The organism is Thermoanaerobaculia bacterium (assembly GCA_035717485.1).
Lineage (GTDB): Bacteria > Acidobacteriota > Thermoanaerobaculia > UBA5066 > DATFVB01 > DATFVB01.
In genome coordinates this window covers 16,367-35,707 of record DASTIQ010000044.1, presented here as the reverse complement: position 1 = coordinate 35,707, position 19,341 = coordinate 16,367, and the positions used below count along the sequence as shown (strand labels likewise).

The 19,341-nt window shown below is 68.7% G+C and carries 13 protein-coding genes; 8 read left to right on the top strand and 5 right to left on the bottom strand.

The features are described from left to right. The first annotated feature begins 52 nt into the window (after positions 1-52). Complete coding sequence (locus tag VFS34_02370) at positions 53-496, top strand: hypothetical protein (GenBank protein ID HET9793280.1); 444 nt, start codon at positions 53-55, stop codon at positions 494-496. 19 nt (positions 497-515) lie between these two features. Next, positions 516-1,574 carry a 3-isopropylmalate dehydrogenase gene (locus tag VFS34_02365; GenBank protein HET9793279.1) on the top strand — a complete coding sequence of 353 codons (1,059 nt, stop codon included), beginning with the start codon at positions 516-518 and terminating at the stop codon, positions 1,572-1,574. A gap of 47 nt (positions 1,575-1,621) precedes the next feature. Here VFS34_02365 and VFS34_02360 read toward each other — a convergent pair whose 3' ends face one another. Further along, positions 1,622-2,857: a sodium:proton antiporter gene (locus VFS34_02360; GenBank protein ID HET9793278.1), complete on the bottom strand. Its 1,236-nt coding sequence runs from the start codon at positions 2,855-2,857 to the stop codon at positions 1,622-1,624. A gap of 118 nt (positions 2,858-2,975) precedes the next feature. On the opposite strand from VFS34_02360, the gene VFS34_02355 reads away from it, so the two are divergent. The 5 genes from VFS34_02355 (at position 2,976) to VFS34_02335 (ending at position 11,969) form a co-directional block, all read left to right on the top strand. Continuing rightward, positions 2,976-4,109 (top strand): TIGR03118 family protein, encoded by a 1,134-nt coding sequence (locus VFS34_02355; GenBank protein ID HET9793277.1) that lies wholly within the window; start codon positions 2,976-2,978, stop codon positions 4,107-4,109. A gap of 297 nt (positions 4,110-4,406) precedes the next feature. Then, entirely contained in the window at positions 4,407-5,744 is a 1,338-nt protein-coding gene (locus tag VFS34_02350; GenBank protein ID HET9793276.1) for an iron-sulfur cluster-binding domain-containing protein, read from the top strand. Positions 5,745-5,814: 70 nt separating this feature from the next. Further along, the gene (locus tag VFS34_02345) at positions 5,815-6,678 is read left to right on the top strand and encodes a hypothetical protein (GenBank protein HET9793275.1); all 864 of its coding nucleotides are present in this window, start codon (positions 5,815-5,817) and stop codon (positions 6,676-6,678) included. Beyond that, complete coding sequence (locus tag VFS34_02340; protein ID HET9793274.1) at positions 6,675-10,583, top strand: hypothetical protein; 3,909 nt, start codon at positions 6,675-6,677, stop codon at positions 10,581-10,583. The genes VFS34_02345 and VFS34_02340 overlap by 4 nt, the downstream gene beginning before the upstream one ends. 3 nt (positions 10,584-10,586) lie before the next feature. After that, positions 10,587-11,969 carry a hypothetical protein gene (locus VFS34_02335; protein ID HET9793273.1) on the top strand — a complete coding sequence of 461 codons (1,383 nt, stop codon included), beginning with the start codon at positions 10,587-10,589 and terminating at the stop codon, positions 11,967-11,969. Between the two features lie 94 nt (positions 11,970-12,063). Here VFS34_02335 and VFS34_02330 read toward each other — a convergent pair whose 3' ends face one another. From VFS34_02330 to VFS34_02320, 3 genes are read right to left on the bottom strand one after another with little or no spacing between them, the layout of a single operon-like run. Then, positions 12,064-14,121 carry an ATP-dependent helicase gene (locus VFS34_02330; GenBank protein HET9793272.1) on the bottom strand — a complete coding sequence of 686 codons (2,058 nt, stop codon included), beginning with the start codon at positions 14,119-14,121 and terminating at the stop codon, positions 12,064-12,066. A 27-nt stretch (positions 14,122-14,148) separates the two neighbouring features. After that, positions 14,149-14,412, bottom strand: a complete 264-nt coding sequence (locus tag VFS34_02325; protein HET9793271.1) for a metalloregulator ArsR/SmtB family transcription factor — start codon at positions 14,410-14,412, stop codon at positions 14,149-14,151. A gap of 59 nt (positions 14,413-14,471) precedes the next feature. Continuing rightward, positions 14,472-15,062: a DUF11 domain-containing protein gene (locus VFS34_02320; GenBank protein ID HET9793270.1), complete on the bottom strand. Its 591-nt coding sequence runs from the start codon at positions 15,060-15,062 to the stop codon at positions 14,472-14,474. A gap of 113 nt (positions 15,063-15,175) precedes the next feature. Here VFS34_02320 and ispG point away from each other — a divergent pair, with 113 nt between their 5' ends. Beyond that, on the top strand, positions 15,176-16,423 hold the full coding sequence (ispG, locus tag VFS34_02315; GenBank protein ID HET9793269.1) for a flavodoxin-dependent (E)-4-hydroxy-3-methylbut-2-enyl-diphosphate synthase: 1,248 nt from the start codon (positions 15,176-15,178) through the stop codon (positions 16,421-16,423). Between the two features lie 17 nt (positions 16,424-16,440). On the opposite strand, the gene VFS34_02310 is transcribed toward ispG, so the two are convergent. Next, positions 16,441-19,140 (bottom strand): protein kinase, encoded by a 2,700-nt coding sequence (locus VFS34_02310; protein HET9793268.1) that lies wholly within the window; start codon positions 19,138-19,140, stop codon positions 16,441-16,443. Positions 19,141-19,341: the final 201 nt, after the last annotated feature.

Genomic DNA, 19,341 nt, shown 5'->3' with positions numbered 1-19,341 from the left:
AGCGCCGCGAAAACGGATTCGATACGATCCGACCCGAGAAGAGGGAGGAACCATGTCCGACGACCGCGCCCCGAACCACCACGACGCGGAGCTCGTGCTCCGGCTGTTCGACCTGCGCCGCGAAGCGAAGCTCCGCGAGGCCCGCGGCTGGATGGGGAGCTTCTACCCCGACTCCGCGAAGGAGCTGTACGACGCCTACATGTCTTCCGACAACTACCTGCGGATGGTCGCGGGATACTGGGACATCGCGACGTCGATGGTCAACCTGGGCGTGATCCACCGCGGCCTGTTCGTCGAGGCGGGCGGCGAGGCGTTCTTCCTCTGGGCGAAGGTCGGGGAATGGGTGCCGGGCTTCCGCGACATGACCGGCAACCACGGCTTCCTCGCCAACGTCGAGCGCTTCGTCCGCGAAACGCCGGGCGGACAGGAGCGCGCCGCGGGAATGCGGGACTACCAGAGGAAGATCCGCGCCGAGCGCCAGGCGCGCAAGGCCTGATGGTATCCTCCGCGCGCCCATGAGGAATTTCCGGCTCGCGATCGTCCCCGGCGACGGGATCGGAGTCGACGTCACCCGCGAGGCGGTGAAGGTGCTCGACGCGCTTCCCCCCGGGACGGCGTCGTTCGAGAAGGTTTTCTTCCCGTGGAGCGCGGACCACTATCTCGAGACGGGAGAATCGCTGCCCAAGGGCGCGTTCGACGACCTCCGTGAGAACTACGACGCGATCTTCATGGGGGCCTTCGGCGACCCGCGCGTCCCCGACATGGCGCACGCCCGCGACATCCTCCTCGGCGCCCGTTTCGTGCTCGACCTCTACGTGAACTACCGCCCCGTGCGCTGCCTCGCCGAGCGCCTGAACCCGCTCAAGAACGTCCCCGCCACCGCGATCGACTTCGTGATCTTCCGCGAGAACACCGAAGGCTCGTACGCGGGAACCGGAGGCAATTTCAAGAAGGGCACGCCCGACGAGGTCGCACTCCAGGAAGACGTCTCGACGCGCAAGGGGGTCGAGCGCATCGTCCGCCACGCGTTCGAATACGCGAAGGCGCACGGCCGGACGAAGGTCTGCATGTCGGACAAATCGAACGCGATGCGCTTCGTCGGCGACCTCTGGCAGCGGACGTTCCGCGAGGTCGCCGCGGAATTTCCGGGAATCGCGCCGTCGCATCTCTACGTCGACGCTCTCGTGATGCAGATGGTCAAGGACCCGGGGCAGTTCGAGGTGATCGTCACGAACAACATGTTCGGGGACATCACGACCGACCTCGGCGCCGCGCTGCAGGGCGGCCTCGGAATGGCGGCGTCCGGGAACATCCACCCCGGACGGATTTCGATGTTCGAGCCGGTTCACGGCTCCGCACCGAAGTACGCGGGAACCGGCAAGGCGAATCCCTTCGGCGCGATCCTGACGGCCGCCCTGATGCTCGAGCACCTCGGGCTCGCGGAGGCGGCGCGGTCGGTCGAGAGCGCGGTCGTCGCCTGCCTCGAATCCCGCGAGTGCACGAGCGACGTCGGCGGGACGCTCACGACCTCGGCCGCCGGCGACGCCGTCGCGCGCAACGTCGCGCGCGCCTAGAGCCCGGTCCCGACCCGCGACTCGAGACTCTCCGGCTCGCGACTCGCCTACAGGAAGACGATCGTCACGACCGCGAAGAGCGGCAGGAGGATCACGGCGGCGACGGCCGTGAATCCGAAGAACCCCGGCATCTTCACCCCTCGCGCCGAAGCGATCGAGCGGACGAGGAGATTCGGGCCGTTGCCGATGTAGGTGAGCGCGCCAAACGCCACCGCGCCGAGCGAGATCGCGCGCAGGAAATCCTCCCGAAGGCCGGCGACCATCGCGATTCCCGGCACGGGCGCGAGCCGCCGTGCCGACTCGACCGCCGAGAGGTACGTCGGAGCGTTGTCGAGGATCGCCGAGAATCCGCCCGTCGCCCAGAAGAATGCGCGCGGCGTCGACAGCGGCAGGGGATGGCGGGCGAGGAACGCGAGCGCCGGAGCGATCGTCCCGAAGATCGCGAAGAAGATCACCGCGATCTCCTCGACCGGCTCGAACGTGAACCGGTTCCGCTGCCGCACCTCCTTCGGCGTCGCCCACCAGGAGAGCGCGGCGCACGCCGCGAGCGCGACGGGGCGAAGGGCGCCGCGGAGGAGCGCGGCCGACGCGAGCGCGGCGACGAGGATCGGCACGTTCACGAGCCCGTGGATCCTGATCCTCGCCAGCGTGCGCGTCTCGTCTTCGCCGACGAAACCTTCCCGCCGAAAGAGCCGGAGATCCCAGAAGAAGAACACGAGCAGGAGGGCCGACGTCAGGAAGAGCCATTCCCGCCAGAGCGTGAGCGTCCAGAAGAACGGCACGCCGGAGAGATAGCCGAGATAGAGGGGAGGATCCCCGATCGGCAGGAGCAGGCCGCCGATGTTCCCGGCGAGCACGATCAGGAAGATGACGCCGTGCGCGACACCGACCCGCCGGCGGTTCGCGTGGAGATAGGGCCGAATCATCAGCGTCGCGGCGCCGGGCGTTCCGAGGAATGACGCGAGGACCGCTCCGATCGCCAGCAGCCCCGTGTTGACGAGGGGCGTGCCCTCGAGGCGGCCCGCGAGCGCGATCCCGCCGGAAATCATGAAAAGAGCGCCGAGCAGCGCCACGAGGTCGACGTATTCCCCGCCGGCGTGGACGATCGAGCTCCACGCCCCCCGCGCCGCGGCCATCGCGACCGCCGGCACGGCGAGAGCGAGCGCCCAGGCGAGACGGAAGATCCGCGTTTCCCAGAGATGCGGGAGAGCGGCGGGCAGAACTGCCAGCGAAACGAGGGCCGCGCCGAAGGGCACGAGATCGATCGCCGAAGCGGGATGCATCGCGGAAATCTATTCCGTTTTCATTAAACCGCCTTGAGAAACCGCCCGCGAGGCATTCCCGTTGCACGCCCCGGCCGCCGGAAATCGTCAACCGGGAATCTCCCCGGAAGGAGGAAAAATGACGAAAACCCGAGTCGTCTCTTTCATGACCCGCGGCGCCGCCGCCGCGCTGCTCGCGCTCGCGGCGATCCCCGCGTCGGCGCAGCGCTACATTCCCCACAACCTCGTCTCCGACGAGCCGGGCCTGGCGGCCTTCACGGATCCGAATCTCGTGAACGCCTGGGGCATCGCCTCGAGCGGAAGCGGACCGATCTGGATCGCCAACAACGGTTCGGGAACGTCGACCATCTATCACGGAAACGGGACTCCCCTTCCGCTCGTCGTGACGATCCCCGCCGGGGCGGCCAACACCGAAGGCGCCGTTCCGACGGGACTCGTCTTCAACGCGACCGGCCAGTTCATGGTGACGGAGAACTCCGTGAGCGGTTCCGCGGTGTTCATCTTCGCCGGAGAGGACGGGACGATTTCCGGCTGGAACCCGAGCGTCGATGCGACCCACGCGATCCTTCCGGCCTCCGCCGATCTCTCGGCGAGCGGAGCCGTGTTCAAAGGCCTCGCGCTCGGCAGCACCGGCTCGGGGAACTTCCTCTACGCGACCGACTTCCACGACGGCTTCGTCCAGGTGTTCGATTCGACGTTCACGCCCACGACGACGTTCACCGATTCGAGTCTCACCGCCCTCGGCTTCGCCCCGTTCGGAATCGCGAACATCGGCGGGAATCTCTACGTCTCCTTCGCCAAACAGGACGCCGACGCGCACGACGACGTCGCGGGGGCGGGCAACGGCTACGTCGACGAATTCGACACGAGCGGCACCCTGATCCGGCAGTTCGCCGCCCAGGGCGCGCTCAACTCTCCCTGGGGAATGGTGCTCGCGCCCGGAAACTTCGGGGCGTTCGCGGGAGCCATCCTCGTCGGCAACTTCGGCGACGGCCGGATCAACGCCTTCGACCCGTCGACGGGCGACTTCCTCGGACAGATGCTCCTCCCGAGCGGCCAGCCTCTCGTGATCGACGGGCTGTGGGGACTGCGGTTCGGCAACGGGGGCTCCGGCGGAAGCACCAACCTCCTTTTCTTCACGTCGGGCCCGGATGGCGAGAGCCACGGGCTCTTCGGCTCGATCCGGGCGATCCCCGCCGTCGCCGGGGTGCCGGCGCCCGCCCGCGCCGCCATCGTCCACGGCCGGCGCTGAATCTCCGACCCGGCGGGGAGGGGATGCGGAGCTCCTCCTCGCCGGGCTCTCGTTCATCCTGCATTCATCTTCCGTCCCGCGAATCTACCTGCCCGAACCGATCGAAACGATCGAATCGACCGTGCTCCAAGGGGTCCACGCGGCCCCGCTGCGTCGTTTGATTCGCGGAACGTTTTTCGCTTTTCCGGAAATTCTCTCCCGGGTAACTTCCGAGTCAGGCGGGTTTTCTCCATCGATGCCGCCTCGGCAGCGACGAAGTAAGTCCGCTTTCGATTTCCGGGAGGAAAACGGATGCCGATGGCGGGCGGTGACATCGGGGTGTACCGGGAGATCCTCGTCTCTCCCGCCTCCTCGTCCGCTCTCGCGTTCGTCACGACCCTCCACCTCGCTCTCGCGCTCCTGCGCCGCGAAAGAAGCAGATCGAAGCCGCTTCTCTTCGCGTCATTTCTCTTCGTCGCCGCTCCCTGGCTCCTGCCGAGCCCCGCCGGGCTCGCTCTCGGACTCCTTCTCCACGTCGCGTGGTTCGCTGCGTGCGAGAAGCTCGGCACGCCGAAGACCACGGGCGAACCCGGGGCCCCGGCGAACGCCGTGATTCCCGGGAGGCCCGCGCCGGGCTTCCTGCCGACGCCGGTCCTCTCGGCTTTCGACGAGACGCCCGATATCCGCACGTTCCGCATCGCCCGCCCGCCCGGGTTCGAGTTCGCGGCCGGCCAGTTCCTCTCCATCCGGGTCCGGGTGGGGGGGAAGCCTCTCGTCCGCTGCTACACGATCAGCTCGGCGCCGGAATCTCGCGGCCATCTCGAGATCACGGTGAAACGGCAGGGGGTGGTTTCGACCGCTCTCCACGAGACGCTGCGAACCGGATCGACCCTCGAGATCCGCGGCCCGGGCGGGCATTTCCGGTATCCCTCGAAGGACCGCCGCCCGATTCTCCTGATCGGAGGGGGCGTCGGCGCGACGCCGCTCATGAGCATGATTCGGCATGCCGTGGCAGCCGATCCGGAGCGGCCCGTCACCCTCCTCCTCTCCGCGCGAACCGAAGCCGACGTCCCGTTCCGCCGCGAGCTCGACCGGATCGAGAGTCTCCATCCGCGAACGCGGATCGTCGTCGCGCTCACCCGGGGGGAGGGCGATCCGCGGAGATTTCCCGGCCGCATCGACGAGAACTTCGTGCGCAGCGTCGCGCCGGAAGCGGCGGAGTCCGTCGCGTGCCTTTGCGGGCCCCTTCCGATGATCGCCTCGATGACGGAGCTCCTCGGAGCGATCGGCGTCCCCGCCGAACGCATCCACGCGGAAGCGTTCGAAGCGGCCGTCGCGTGGGCGTCGCGCGAGCCGGTGATGCCCGGAGGCTCCCGGGGCTTCGCGCCCTCCTCGAGAGAAGCATCCGAGGTGGTGTTCGCGCGGTCGGGCCGCCGCGCGTCGGCCTCCGCCTCGGAGACCCTCCTCGATGCCGCCGAGCGGGCCGGCGTCGCGATCGAGTTCTCGTGCCGCTCGGGAATCTGCGGAACGTGCCGGACCCGCCTGGTCGAAGGAGACGTCGAGGCGGAGGCGGACCTGGACGATGCCGACCGGCGGGAGGGGTGGATCCTTCCGTGCGTTTCCTTCGCGCGGGGAAAGTGCGTGATCGATGCCTGAGCGGCCCGAGGCCGGAGGAGCGCGTCCGGAGGCGCCCGCCGGAGCGCCGGCTCGTCCGGGCTGGGCCCCCATGCCCGGCCTCACGAACGTTCTCCTCCTCGCGGGGATCGTCAGCGGCGTCTTCATCATCGCGACCCTCGCGGGCTTCGGCGGCTGGAGCTATTACCGTACGCCGCTCCGCGCTCGAGGGTTCGATCCGGCGCACCGTCTCCTCCGCCCGGCGGGGACGGGGGGGCAGCTCTTCGCCGTCGGCGGCTCGATCCTTCTCCTGGCGACGCTGCTCTACGTCGTCCGGAAGAAATCCCGCCGCCTCTCGAAAGTGGGATCGGCGAAGAACTGGCTCGAAGCCCACATCTTCTGCGGCATCGTCGGCCCCGTTCTCATCACGCTCCACACCTCCTTCAAATTCAACGGCGTGATCTCGGTCGCGTACTGGTGCATGGCGCTCGTCGTCCTCTCCGGGTTCGTCGGGCGGTATCTCTACGTCCGGGTCCCGAAGAGCATTCGCGGAAACGAACTGACGTACGGGGAGCTCGCCGCCCGGACCGCGGAGCTCACGGCGGAGCTCGCCGGCGAAGGTCTTCCCCCGGCGGTGGTCTCGAAGATCGACGCTTTCGAGCGGCATGTCGCTCGGGGCGCGGAGAGCAGCGGCCGGGCGTTCCTCGTCGGCGACCTGCTCCTTCGGCGGGCGCTCCGGGAGCTCAAGCGCGAGATCCGTCGCACCGGCCTCGAGGAGGAGCGGCTCGCCGAGGTTTTCGCCCTGATCCGCGATCGCGCGGTGCTCCGCCGGCGGATCGCGTATCTGGGCCGGACGAAGAAGCTCTTCTCCCTCTGGCACGTGTTCCACAAGCCGCTCGTCTACGTGATGCTCGTGATCGCGGCGCTGCACGTCGCGGTCGCGATCTACCTCGGCTACGGAATGGTGCGGTGGTGAGGGCCGGGACGGCGCGCACCGCCTCGTCGCCCGCGCCCGCCGGGAGAGACGACCGCGGTCGGACCCGCTCGCGGCGCCGGGCGCTCCCCGTCGGCCACGCCCTTCTCCCATGCTTCCTCCTGGCGGCATTCACCGCGGGGCTCGCGCCCATCGCCCGCGCCCAGCAGCTCGGTGGCCTGGTCTCGCCCGGGCCGCTTTCGCGGTTTCACGCGAAGCTCGAAGGGATCGACAACTGTCAGAAGTGCCACGAACCGGGTCGACAGGTCACGCCCGCGAAGTGCCTCGCCTGCCATCGGCCGATCGCCGAACGGATCGCGGCCGGAAAGGGAGTTCACCGAACCGCCGGCGAAAGCTGCGTTTCCTGCCACGTCGAGCACGCCGGCGCCGACGCCGCGATCACGCGCTTCGACCCGAAGACCTTCGACCACGCGAAGGACGCCGGCTTTCCGCTCGAGGGAAAGCACGCCGGGCTTTCGTGCGCGAGCTGCCACAAGGCGCGGTCGTACCTCGCCGCCTCGCCCGGTTGCGCGTCGTGCCACGCCGACCCGCACCGCGGCGCGCTGGGCGCCGATTGCGCGCGCTGCCATTCCGCGTCGGTCGCGTTCAAGGAGACGCGCCGCGGATTCGACCACGCGAAGACCGCTTTTCCGCTCACGGGCGCTCACGCCGCCCTCAAGTGCGAGAGCTGTCACCGGGCCGGCGCCTGGAAGATCGAGAAGTTCGCCGCGTGCGCCGACTGCCACCGCGACCCGCACCGCAAGCCGCTCGGCGCCTGCGAGTCGTGCCACACGACCGCGACCTTCCGGACGGAAAAGATCGATCACGGGAAGACGGGGTATCCGCTGCTCGGGGCGCACGCGACCGTGCCCTGCGCGAAATGCCATGTCCAGAGCGCGGTGAAAGTCCGGATCCCGGCCGCCCGCTGCGCGGATTGCCACCGGGATCCCCATCGCGGCGTGTTCAAGGAGGACTGCGCTTCCTGCCACCGGGAGGACGGCTTCCGGAAGGCCGCGTTCGACCACGCCGCGCGCACGAAGTTCCCGCTCGACGGAAGGCACGCGGAGATCCCCTGCGCGTCGTGCCACAAGAACGCCCCGGCGCAGGGCGCCGGAAGCCCGGCCGCGGTCGATTTCCGCGGAGCCCGGTCCGATTGCGCGTCGTGCCACACGGACGTCCACCGGGGCGAGCTCGGGACCGCCTGCCAGAAGTGCCACACGACGCGGACTTTCCGCGTGACCGACTACACGCATCCCCGTCGGCCCGAATTCTTCGCGGCGGGGCACGCGGCGGTCGCCTGCGAGAAATGCCACGGCGCCCCGAAAGCCGGCGCCGAGCGGCGATTCACACAGGTCCCGTTCGCGTGCGCCTCCTGCCACAAAGACCCCCATCTCGGCCAGCTCGGGACGTCATGCGAGAGCTGTCACTCGGTCGCGGGCTCGAAGTTCGCGCCCGATCTCTTTTCCCACGCGCGCTCGAAATTCGCGCTGACCGGAAAGCACGCTGCGCTCGCCTGCGAGAAGTGCCACAGGCGCGAAACCGCCTCCTTCCCCTCCGGAACGGGGTCCGCGGTGCGGCTCCGCGGCCTGCCGCTCGACTGCGCGGGATGCCACAAGGACCCGCATCTCGGACAGATGAAGGCGGCGACCTGCGCGTCCTGCCACTCGACCGACACGTTCGCGATTCCGCGATACGTCCACGCCGACAGGGCGGCCGGGTCCTTCTTCTCCGCGCGCCATGCCGCGGTCGCGTGCGCCGGCTGTCACCGGAAGGTCGAGGCCGACTTCCCGGCGGGACGCGGCACGGCCGTCCGGTACGCGGGAACGCCGACGACCTGCGGCTCCTGCCACGGAGACCCCCATCGCGGCGTTCTCGGCGCCCGCTGCGAGAGCTGCCATTCGGTCGCGTCGTCGTGGAAGAACGCGTCGCGGGCGTTCCACAAGGTCGGGGTCTTCCCGCTCGAGGGGAGGCATCTCCTCGTCCCGTGCGAGTCGTGTCACCTGAAAGGCGTGATCAAAGGAACGCCGACGCGCTGCTTCGACTGCCACTGGATCCGCCGCCAGGACGACCCGTACCGCACGCGTCTCGGCAACCAGTGCGAGGACTGCCATCGCGCGACCTCGTGGGCCGCCGTCGTCTGGAACCACGCCGCCCAGACGGGCTTCGCGCTCAACGGGGCGCACGGGACGCTCGCGTGCGAGTCCTGCCACGGGAATCAGGTGTTCACGGCGGCGACGTCCGCGTGCGCCTCCTGCCACCAGCGCGACTACGACCGCTCGGTGAACCCGAACCACGCGGCGGCGGGCTTCCCGACGACGTGCGAAAGCTGCCACAAGGCGTCCGACACGACCTGGCACCAGGCGACGTTCAACCATACCGCCGTCTACCCGCTCGTCGGCGTCCACGCGGCCCAGCCGTGCTCCGCCTGCCACGTCAACAACGTCTACAAAGGAACGCCGACCGACTGTTACTCCTGCCACCAGAACGCCTACCACCAGGCGACGAATCCCAGCCACCTGGCCGCCGGATTCGGAACGACGTGCCAGAGCTGCCACAAGGCGAGCGATCCCACCTGGCAGCTCGGAACGTTCAACCACGGTGCGGTCTATCCGCTCGTCGGCGTCCACGCGGCCCAACCCTGCTCGGCGTGCCACGTCAACAACGTCTTCAAGGGAACGTCGACGGACTGCTACTCGTGCCACCAGAACGCGTACCATCAGACGACGAATCCGAGCCATGTCGCGGCCGGATTCGCGACGACGTGTCAGAGCTGCCACAAGGCGAGCGATCCCACCTGGCAGCTCGGAACCTTCGATCACACGCCGGTCTACCCGCTGCTCGGCGTCCACTCCGCCCAACCGTGCTCGGCCTGCCACGTCAACAACGTCTTCGCCGGCACTCCGACCGACTGCTATTCCTGCCACAAGACCCAATACGCCGCGGCCGCCAATCCGAACCACGTCTCCGCCGGATTCCCCACGACCTGCCAGAACTGCCACAAGGCCTCCGATGCGACCTGGCAGCAGGGCGCCTTCGACCATTCGACGGTCTTTCCGCTCGTGGGCGTCCATGCCACCCAGCCGTGCGCCGCGTGCCACGTCAACAACGTCTTCGCCGGCACTCCGACCGACTGCTATTCGTGCCATCAGGCCCAATACGCCGCGGCCGCCAATCCGAACCACGTCTCGGCCGGGTTCCCGACGACCTGCCAGAACTGCCACAAGGCGTCCGACGCGAACTGGCAACAGGGAGTCTTCAACCATTCGACCTTCTATGCGCTCGTCGGCGTCCACGCCACGCAGCCGTGCTCGGCCTGCCACGTCAACAACGTCTACAAGGGGACGCCGACCGACTGCTATTCCTGCCACAAGACCGCCTACCAGAACGCGACCGACCCGAACCACGTGGCGGCGGGCTTCCCGACGACGTGCCAGAACTGCCACAAGGCCTCCGACACGAGCTGGTCGCAGGGCACGTTCAACCATTCGACGTTCTACACGCTCCTCGGCGTCCACGCGACGCAGCCGTGCACCGCCTGCCACGTCAACAACGTCTACAAGGGGACGCCGACCGACTGCTATTCCTGCCACAAGACCGCCTACCAGAACACGACGAACCCGAACCACGTGGCGGCGGGCTTCCCGACGACGTGCCAGAACTGCCACAGGGCCTCCGACACGAGCTGGCTCCAGGGAACGTTCAACCACACGTGGTTCGTGATCACGTCGGGCGCGCACGCCGGCCGCCTCTGCTCCGACTGTCACACGAACCCGCTGAACTTCGCCGTATTCACGTGCCTCACCTGTCACGACAAGGCCACGACGGACTCGCATCACACGGGCGTGGCGGGCTACCTGTACAGCTCCCCCGCCTGCTATTCGTGTCATCCCACGGGACTCGGAGACTAGGCCATGGCGCCGCGTTCCCGCCTGCCTCACGCGCTCGCCTTCGTCGCCGCCGTTCTCCTCGCCGCGGCGCTCGACGCTCAAACGCCCGAATCCCCCGAGACGCCGGGCTGGGGACGGATCTCGCTGTTCGGGATGGAAAGCCGAACGACGGGAGACGGTTATTCGACCGATTTCAGCGACGTGTCGCTTTCGGCGACCGTGCGGAGCCCGTCGAACCTCAACGGGGGCTTCGAGTACGGATTCGATCTCCGGGGCGAAACTTTTCCCTCGACCTCCGAACGCCGCAACCGCTACTCGATCTACGACGCGTACGTCGGAGCGCGGACCGCGGGAGGGCGGTTCGGGTTCCGCGCCGGGCAGATGTGGCTGAACGAGCTCGGTGCACTCGGTTCCGTGGGCGGCCTCCTCCTCGACTACCGCCAGCACGACCCCTGGCGGGCGGGACGCCTGCGCCTGGGCATCTTCGGCGGGCTCGAGCCGAAGATCCTCGAAGCCGGGTACGCGAAGGACGTCCGGAAATTCGGCGGATACGTCGCGCTCGACGGCGACGGCGCGCGGAGCCACGTCCTCGGCTTCGTCCAGATCCGGGACGCGGGAATGACCGAGCGATCGGTCCTGACGCTGACGAACTTCATCCCGGGAGGAAACACGTTCTTCCTCTACCAGGGAGCCGAGTACGACGTCGAAAAGCCCGGCGGCCTGGCGAAAGCGGGACTGAACTATCTCTTCGCGAACGTGCGCTGGGCCCCCGCCCCGTGGATCGAGCTGCAGGGGCTCTACCACCACGGCCGTTCCGTCGATGCGCGCACGATCACGCAGGACCAGCTCGACGGGATCCCGGTCGACGCGAGGACGATCGAGGGATTCCTCTTCGACTCGGCGGGTGGGCGGGTCACGTTCCGGATCACGCCCAGCCTCAACGTTTATGCCGGATATTCGCGGGAGCGGGACAATCGCGACGACCGCTCCTACGGCCGGACGAACCTCGGCCTCTTCGCCGGAAACGTCTTCGGATCGGGCTTCGACGTCGTCGTCTCCGACTATCGGTCCGACCGGACGGGCGGCGCATTCGACTCGTGGTACGCGTCGCTGGGACGGAACCTCGGCACGAAGTTCTACCTCTCGGCGGACTATTCGACCTCGCTCTCCCGGCTCACGTTCGTCTCCGGCGACGTCACCATCCAGTCGCGGCCCAAGACGAAACGCTACAGCCTCTACGGCCTCTGGAACGTGGATCGCCATTTCTCGCTGATGCTCACGGGCGAGCAGCTGCGCGACGACACGTCGCGAAGCAACCGCATTCTTCTCGGATTGATGTACCGGTTCGGAATCGGCCGATCCCGGGTCGCGAGTACCGAGTCGAAGGTCGGGACTCCTTCCCCCTGATCCGACTCGGGACTCGCGACTCGTTTTCGCCGCGAGGCACCCGACTTTCGACCCGAAGACTCGGAACTCCCGACTGCCGCGCTCCGCGCGGAACCTAGTTCACGTCTTCCGGGACTTCCTGGTTCTCGTCCTCCGGCTCGAACGAGGACGGCCGCTCGGGGCGCTCCTCCGGCTCGAGCTCGACGATCCACTTTTCGTAGACCTCGCCCGGGAGCTCCGAGACGAAGCGGGACGCTTCGAGGATCACGTCGGTCGAATACCGGTCGCGCGCGAGCATCGGATAGGTCAGGAGGAGCTCGTCTTTCGCGCGCGTGCACGCGACGTAGAAGAGCCGGCGCTCCTCTTCCAGCCCTTCGGCCGTCGCCGAAGCGCGGTAGTTCGGGAACCTCCCCTCGGAGAGACCGATCACCGCGACGCGCCGCCACTCGAGGCCTTTCGCCTGGTGGATCGAGGAAAGAACGACGCGCTCGTCCTCGGGAAGTCCCGCCACCGTGTCTTCTCCCGACAGCTCGTTGTAGAGCGAGACCTCGTCCAGGAAGTCCGGGAGGCTCGCGTAACCGGCCGCGAACTGCGCGAACTGCTCCAGATCGTCCAGGCGCGCGTCGCCGTTGGCGAACTTCGCGCGCGCGAAGTCGCGATACACGGAGTCGACGATCTCCCGGATCGCCTCGGCCGGGGCGTTGCGCATCGAGGGCGCGTCGAGCCGGCCGAGGAGCTTCCGGAAGGGGGCGAGGGCCGTCTCCGCGCCCCGGCCCGCGCCGGAGAAATCGCCGCGGCGGAACGTTTCGAGCGGCTCGCGCGCCTGCCCGATCGCGTCCCAGATCGACGCGGCCGTGCGCTCACCGATCCGGGGAAAGATCTTGAGCGCCCGTTTCCAGGAGATCTCGTCGTGCGGATTGACGAGGATCCGGAGGAACGCGAGGACGTCCTTGACGTGTCTCTGCTCGAAGAACCGGATCCCGGAGCGGATCTCGTACGGGATGGAACGCCGGGTGAGCTCCATCTGGAGCTCCATCGCCTGGTAGTGCGAACGGTAGAGCACGGCGCAGTCGGAGAGCTTCTCTCCTTCGTCCCGCCATTCGAGGATCCGCTGCGCCACGAACCGCGCCTGGTCGAACGCGTCGGGAAGGGGAACGACCCCGGGAATCTGGCCGGCGGGCCGGACGGCGGTCAGCTCCTTCCGGAACTGACGCTCGTTCTTATCGATGGACGCGTTCGCGAGCGCGAGGATCTCGGGAACGGAACGGTAATTCGTGGTCAGCCGGAAGACCTGCGCCTTCGGCCACCGCTCGGGAAAACCGATGATGTTGTCGAACGAGGCGCCGCGGAAGGCGTAGATCGACTGGGCGTCGTCGCCCACCACCGTGACGTTTCCGTGGCCCCGCGCCATTCCGTCGACGATCTCCCCCTGGAGACGGTTCGTGTCCTGGTATTCGTCGACGAGGACGTGGGAGAACCGGCGCGACAGCTCCCCCCCGGTCTCGGTGTCGAGGAGGGTCTTCCAGTGGAGCAGCAGGTCGTCGTAATCGCACGCGCGCGCCGCCTTCTTCCGTTCGAGATAGCGCCCGAACACCCGGACGATCTCCTCGTGGAGCGTCAGGAAATGCGGCGCGCGCTCGGCGAGGACCTCGGAGAGCTTCCGCTCGGTGTTGATCGTGAAGGAGTAGAGATCGAGGAGGACGTCCCCCTTCGGGAAGCGGCGGTCGAGCGTCTTGATCTGGAGGTCGGACGTCGACGCCTCGAGGATCTCGCGCGCGTCCTCGGGGTCGAGGATCGTGAAGTGCGGAGAGAGACCGATCCGCTCGCCGTACTGGCGGAGCAGCCGGTTTCCGAGCGAATGAAAGGTCCCGCCCGCCATCTTCCGGGCGTCGATCGTCAGGAGCGCCTCGACGCGCCGCATCATCTCGCGCGCCGCCTTGTTGGTGAACGTCAGGAGCAGGATCTTCGAGGGATCGACGCCCGATTCGATGAGCCGCGAGACGCGATACACGAGCGTCCGCGTCTTCCCGGAGCCGGCCCCGGCGATCACGAGGACCGGCCCGCTGCCGGCGAAGACGACGTCCTTCTGCTCGGCGTTCAGCTCCCCGTCGTAGTCGACGCGGTACGTCTTCGGAGCCGACGGGGTCTTGAGGACGTATCTGCGCTCCGCCACGAAACGATTATGGCAGGTCCACCCGGCTCAGCGATCGGATCGCTCCGCCGCGAACCGGGCGACCCATTTCCCGATCTCCCCCAACGGCCCGGCATGCAGGGAGTAGAAGCATCGGCGCCCGGCCCTCCGGCGCCGGACCAGCCCGGCCTCGGCCAGGATTCGCAGGTGCCTCGAGATCGCGGGCCGGCTGACGGGAAAGGAGCGCGCGATCCTCCCGGTCTCGAGCGGCGCTCCCCGGAGCCGGGCGAGGATCCTCCGGCGGGTCGGATCGGCGATGGCGCGAAATACCATATCGGTAACCATAAGGTTACCCATTATAGCGAAGGCAGCACCGGCCGCGGGCCCCCGCTCTACCGGCGGAGCAGCAAGAGGCCGGCGAAGGCCACGGCGGCAGCCAGGCCGGCGAGCGCGGCCCCCGTGAGCGTCGGCACGGCCGGCACGACCGGCGCATTCACCTCGGTGGAAACGGTCGAGCTGTTGTTCGTCGTGTCGGGATCCGGCGTGTCGGAGGAAACGGCCGCCGTGTTGTCGACCTCGACGACCTTCGATCCGACGTCGACGTCCGCCTCGAGATAGAAATCTGCGGAGGCGCCCGAGGCGAACGAGGCGATCGTGCACGTCATCGTTCCGGTCCCTCCGACGGGGGGAAGCGTGCAGTTCCAGCCTGGGGCCGTCACGATTCCTCCCTCGTCGAACGTCGTGTTGGCCGGCACGACGTCGGTGACCACGACGTTCGTCGCCGCGTCGATGCCGTTGTTCGTCACCGCGATGTCGTAGCCGATCACGTCGCCGGGATGCGCCGGCGCGGGAGTCGTTCGGGTCTTGACGACCGAGAGATCGGCGCTGATCGCGGCCGCGCGGAGGAGCGCGGACGAGAAGACCGCCGCGACGGCGGCGACGACGAGAACGGGACGGGCCAGGCGGGCGAGGCGTTCCTTCATGATGCTCCTCTCGATGCGGGTCTGGCGTCGATTCTGAACCGGATTTTTCGAGGGCGGATTCTACGCGAGGAGCGGGAACCCGCGCAAGAGAACGGGTTTGGTAGACTGACCGGATGCCGGCAAGCCGCCGCCGAACGGTCGGAGTGAAGGTCGGGAACGTCCTCGTGGGCGGAGGCGCGCCCGTCGTCGTCCAGTCGATGACGAACACCGACACGGCCGACGCCGCCGGCACGGCAAGGCAGTGCATCGAGCTCGCGCAGGCGGGCTCGGAGATGGTCCGGGTGACCGTCAACGTCCCGGAGGCCGCCGCCGCGGTCCCCGAGATCAAGCGACGGATGCTCGATGCCGGGTGCGAAGCTCCCCTGATCGGCGACTTCCACTACAACGGCCACGTTCTTCTGACGAAATACCCGGAGATGGCGCGGGCCCTCGACAAGTACCGGATCAACCCGGGGAACGTCGGCAAGGGCGAGCGACGCGACGAGCAGTTCGCGACGATCTGCCGCATCGCCGCCGACAACGGCAAGCCCGTGCGGATCGGCGTCAACGGCGGCTCCCTGAACCAGGAGCTCGTCATGGCGAAGATGCAGGAGAACACCGACCGCGATCTCGGCAGGACCTCGGAGGAGATCGTCAACGAGTGCATGGTGCTGTCGGCGCTCCAGTCGACCGAGCTCGCTCAGGCTTCGGGCCTCGGCGCCGACCGCATCATCGTCTCCTGCAAGGTTTCGCGCCCTCTCGATCTGATCGCGGTCTACCGGGAGCTCTCGCGCCGTACCGACCAGCCGCTGCATCTCGGGTTGACGGAAGCCGGGATGGGGACGAAGGGGCTGGTCTGGTCCGCCTCCGCGATGGGCGTTCTCCTGGCGGAGGGGATCGGCGACACGATCCGCGTCTCGCTCACGCCGCGCCCGGGAGGCGACCGCCGCGAAGAGGTCTACGCCGCCTGCGAGCTGCTGCAGGCGCTCGGAATCCGATCCTTCTCCCCGTCGGTGACGGCGTGCCCCGGCTGCGGGCGCACCACGTCGACCACGTTCCAGGAGCTCGCCGAGCGGATCCAGGGCTACGTCCGCGATCGGATGCCGGAATGGAAGCGCGAGTTCGAGGGAGTGGAGGCGATGACGCTCGCGGTGATGGGGTGCATCGTCAACGGTCCCGGCGAGTCGAAGGCCGCCAACATCGGCATCTCCCTTCCGGGAACGGGCGAAGAGCCCCACTGCCCCGTCTACATCGACGGGAAGCACTTCACGACGCTGAAGGGAAACTACGACGAGCTCTCCGAGGGCTTCCGGCGCCTCGTCGAGGAATACGTCGAGACGAAGTACCCGCGGAAGGCCGCGCCTGCGCCGGCCGCGCGGTGACCCGGAGCGGCCGCTCCCTATTCCGGCAGTGAGCCGGTACCGCTGACCACCACGGAGATCGGCTCCGTGGCATAGCTCACGGTCGGCACCGCGGCGAGGAACCGGCCGTCCGGCGACACGTCGAAGGCGCGCCAGCCTTTCGCCGGAAGCGCGAAGAGCGTCGCGGGGTCCCCCACGCGGAGGGCCGGCGACGTCTCGACCGGAACCGCGACGAGATGGCCGTCGGGCGTCGTGTAGAAGATCTCCTTCCCGTCGCGGCTCCAGCGGAGGAGCATCGCCGCCCCCGGCGAGACACGGACCTTCTCGCCGGGCGCGCCGAGCGGCTGAACGTAAGCGGCGTCCCCCGCGCCCGATTCGTTCGAGAGGAAGGCGAGGAACCGGCCGTCCGGCGAGAAACGGCCGATCTCCGCCTGGTAACGCGAAACGACGATCGGAGAGGGCGTCGCTGCGAGCCCGGGCGGGAGCATCCAGATGCCGAACACGCCCTTCGCATCGCTCTGCGAGAAGAGGAGACGGCCGTCGCGCGACACGTCCAGGGCCTCCTGGAAAGTCCCGGGAGGGAGCAGCGGCTCCTCGGGTCCGCCGGCGAGGTCGCGCCGGACGAGCTGCGGCAGGTAGTCGCGGACGACCGAATAGACCAGATGCGACTGGTCCGGCAGCCACACGGGATCGAACTCCGTGTTCGGGTCCGACGTCACGCGCGTCTCCGCGCTGCGCTCGAGGTCGATCTGCCAGACGTCGTACGTCCCGAGACTGAGCCCGCTCCGGTCGAATGCGGCACGCCGTCCGTCCGGCGAGATCGCGACGTCGATTATCTCCCCGGCCGCGGACGAGCCGATCTCTCCCACGTTCCGGCCGGCGCGGTCGAACCACGTGAGGCGATTCACGTTTCCCCGGGGCTGGTACGCGAAACTTCCGTTCTTCGAGGCCGTGAATCCGGCCCACTTGCTCGTGAAAAAGGAATAAACCGACGGCGCGAGCGGCCGGGGCGGTCCGGTGAACCGAGCCGCCTTCGCGTCGAACGGCCGGGCGAACAACGCCCCGTCCGCGGCGAAGACGAGATCTCCGGGCGCGGTCCATTCGACGCGGGACGCCATCTCGCCGACGGCGCGAGGCGGTTTGCCGTCGATCGAGCCGAGCATCAGGGTCCCCGCGCTGTTGCGGTGCACGGCGAGATAGAGAAACGACCGGCCGTCGGGAAGGAAATGCGGCCACATCATGCGGGTCTCGCCGCGCGCCGGGTCGGGGCGGACGATGACCGCCGGCGCGCCGCCGTCGGAGGGCACGCGGTAGATGATCCCCTCGAAAGTCGAGCCGAAGAGGATCGTGCCGGCTCCCCACGTCCCCGTGATCAGCCTGCCGGGCGGGAGCGCGCAGACGGTCACCGGCGATTCCCCGCCGAGCTCTTCTCGTTTCAGTTGTCCCTCGGCGAAGAATCCGATTGCGCGCCCGTCCGGCGACCAGAAAATGGAGGTCGCGCGGTCCGTCCCGGGCACCGGCTTCGGGTCGAGATCCGAGAGCGACCGCAGGTAGATCTGCGTCGACAGCTCGGCCGCCGGAGCGACCTCCCGCGCGGAGGCGGTCCGGTCGCCGATGAACGCGAGTCGCGTGCCGTCGGGCGACATCGCGAGCGCGATCGCGTCGAACCTCGAGTAGAAGAGCGAAGGCAAGGGGGGTGGGAGCGAGAACCGCACCGCCGGGAGGGCCGGCGAAGCCGGACGCCGGCCGAAGCGTACTCCGAGCACCGCGGCCGCCCCGAGGAGCGCCGCGCCCGCCGCGATTGCCCCGGCGCGAAGTTTCCGGCGGCTCCCCGGCCCCTCCCGGATCGCGGCGGCCCCGGAGCCCGCGGAGAGGTCCGAGAGGTGGTCTCTCACGGTCACGATCTCGCTGGCGAGATCCCGGGTCGACGCGTAGCGCCCCGTCGGCTCCTTCGCGAGGCATCGGTCGATGATCCACGCGAGGGGCGGCGGAACGGCGGAGTTCACGCCGCGCACCGGCTCCGGCTCGTCGCGCATGATCGCCGACAGCGTCTCGGCCGCCGAAGCGCGCCGGAAGCAGGGCCGCCCCGTGAGCATTTCCCAGACGATCGCGCCGAAGGCGAACTGGTCGGAACGGAAGTCGACCTTCCTTCCGCTGGCCTGCTCCGGAGACATGTACGCCACCGTTCCCATCACGAGCCCGGCCGACGTGCTCAAGCCGTCCGACGTCGGCAGGTGCGAGTCGGAGTCGCCCGCCGTTTCGGTCAGCTTCGCGAGCCCGAAGTCGGCGATCTTCGCCTCGCCGGTCCGCGCGATGAGCACGTTCTCGGGCTTGAGGTCCCGGTGGACGACCCCGCTCTCGTGCGCCGCGGCGAGCCCGGACGCGATCTGCGCGGCCAGGTCGATCGCCCGGCGGAGCGGAACGGGACCCCGGTCGATCGCGTCCCGAAGACTGCCCCCCTCGACGATCTCGGTGACGAGATAGAGGCGGTCGCCGATCCTTCCGACGTCGAAGACCGACACCGCGTGCGCGTGCGAAAGGGCGGAGGCCGAGCGCGCCTCCCTTTCGAAACGCGCGACGCGCTCCGGGTCGTCGGCGAGCGCTTCGGGGAGGACCTTGATCGCGACGTCGCGGCCAAGGCGGGTATCGCGGGCCCGGTACACCTCTCCCATGCCGCCGGCGCCCAGGGCGGAAACGATTTCGTAAGGACCGAGGCGGGTTCCGGCGGCGAGACTCATCGCCCACCCGAAGTCCGCCGTCGCCCTCCGAAGCCTTGGCGAAGGCGGGGCGAAGGCGGGCGCGTCGCGCCGTACCCGCCCTCGCCGGCGCTTCGGCGCGCCTGACGGCTCGCCGTCGCGAGCGAGGGCGGATCGCCGGGGCGGAGACGGGTTCCCGTGGCCAGATTCATCGGGTCGACCCGATGATAGCCGACGCCGGCC

Coding starts and splice junctions, on each gene's coding strand:
- VFS34_02365 (HET9793279.1), top strand. CDS start 516: ATGAGGAATTTCCGGCTCGCGATCGTCCCCGGCGACGGGATCGGAGTC.
- VFS34_02345 (HET9793275.1), top strand. CDS start 5,815: ATGCCCGGCCTCACGAACGTTCTCCTCCTCGCGGGGATCGTCAGCGGC.
- VFS34_02360 (HET9793278.1), bottom strand. CDS start 2,857: ATGCATCCCGCTTCGGCGATCGATCTCGTGCCCTTCGGCGCGGCCCTC.
- VFS34_02350 (HET9793276.1), top strand. CDS start 4,407: ATGGCGGGCGGTGACATCGGGGTGTACCGGGAGATCCTCGTCTCTCCC.
- VFS34_02335 (HET9793273.1), top strand. CDS start 10,587: ATGGCGCCGCGTTCCCGCCTGCCTCACGCGCTCGCCTTCGTCGCCGCC.
- VFS34_02325 (HET9793271.1), bottom strand. CDS start 14,412: ATGGTATTTCGCGCCATCGCCGATCCGACCCGCCGGAGGATCCTCGCC.
- VFS34_02320 (HET9793270.1), bottom strand. CDS start 15,062: ATGAAGGAACGCCTCGCCCGCCTGGCCCGTCCCGTTCTCGTCGTCGCC.
- VFS34_02310 (HET9793268.1), bottom strand. CDS start 19,140: ATGAGTCTCGCCGCCGGAACCCGCCTCGGTCCTTACGAAATCGTTTCC.
- VFS34_02355 (HET9793277.1), top strand. CDS start 2,976: ATGACGAAAACCCGAGTCGTCTCTTTCATGACCCGCGGCGCCGCCGCC.
- VFS34_02370 (HET9793280.1), top strand. CDS start 53: ATGTCCGACGACCGCGCCCCGAACCACCACGACGCGGAGCTCGTGCTC.
- ispG (HET9793269.1), top strand. CDS start 15,176: ATGCCGGCAAGCCGCCGCCGAACGGTCGGAGTGAAGGTCGGGAACGTC.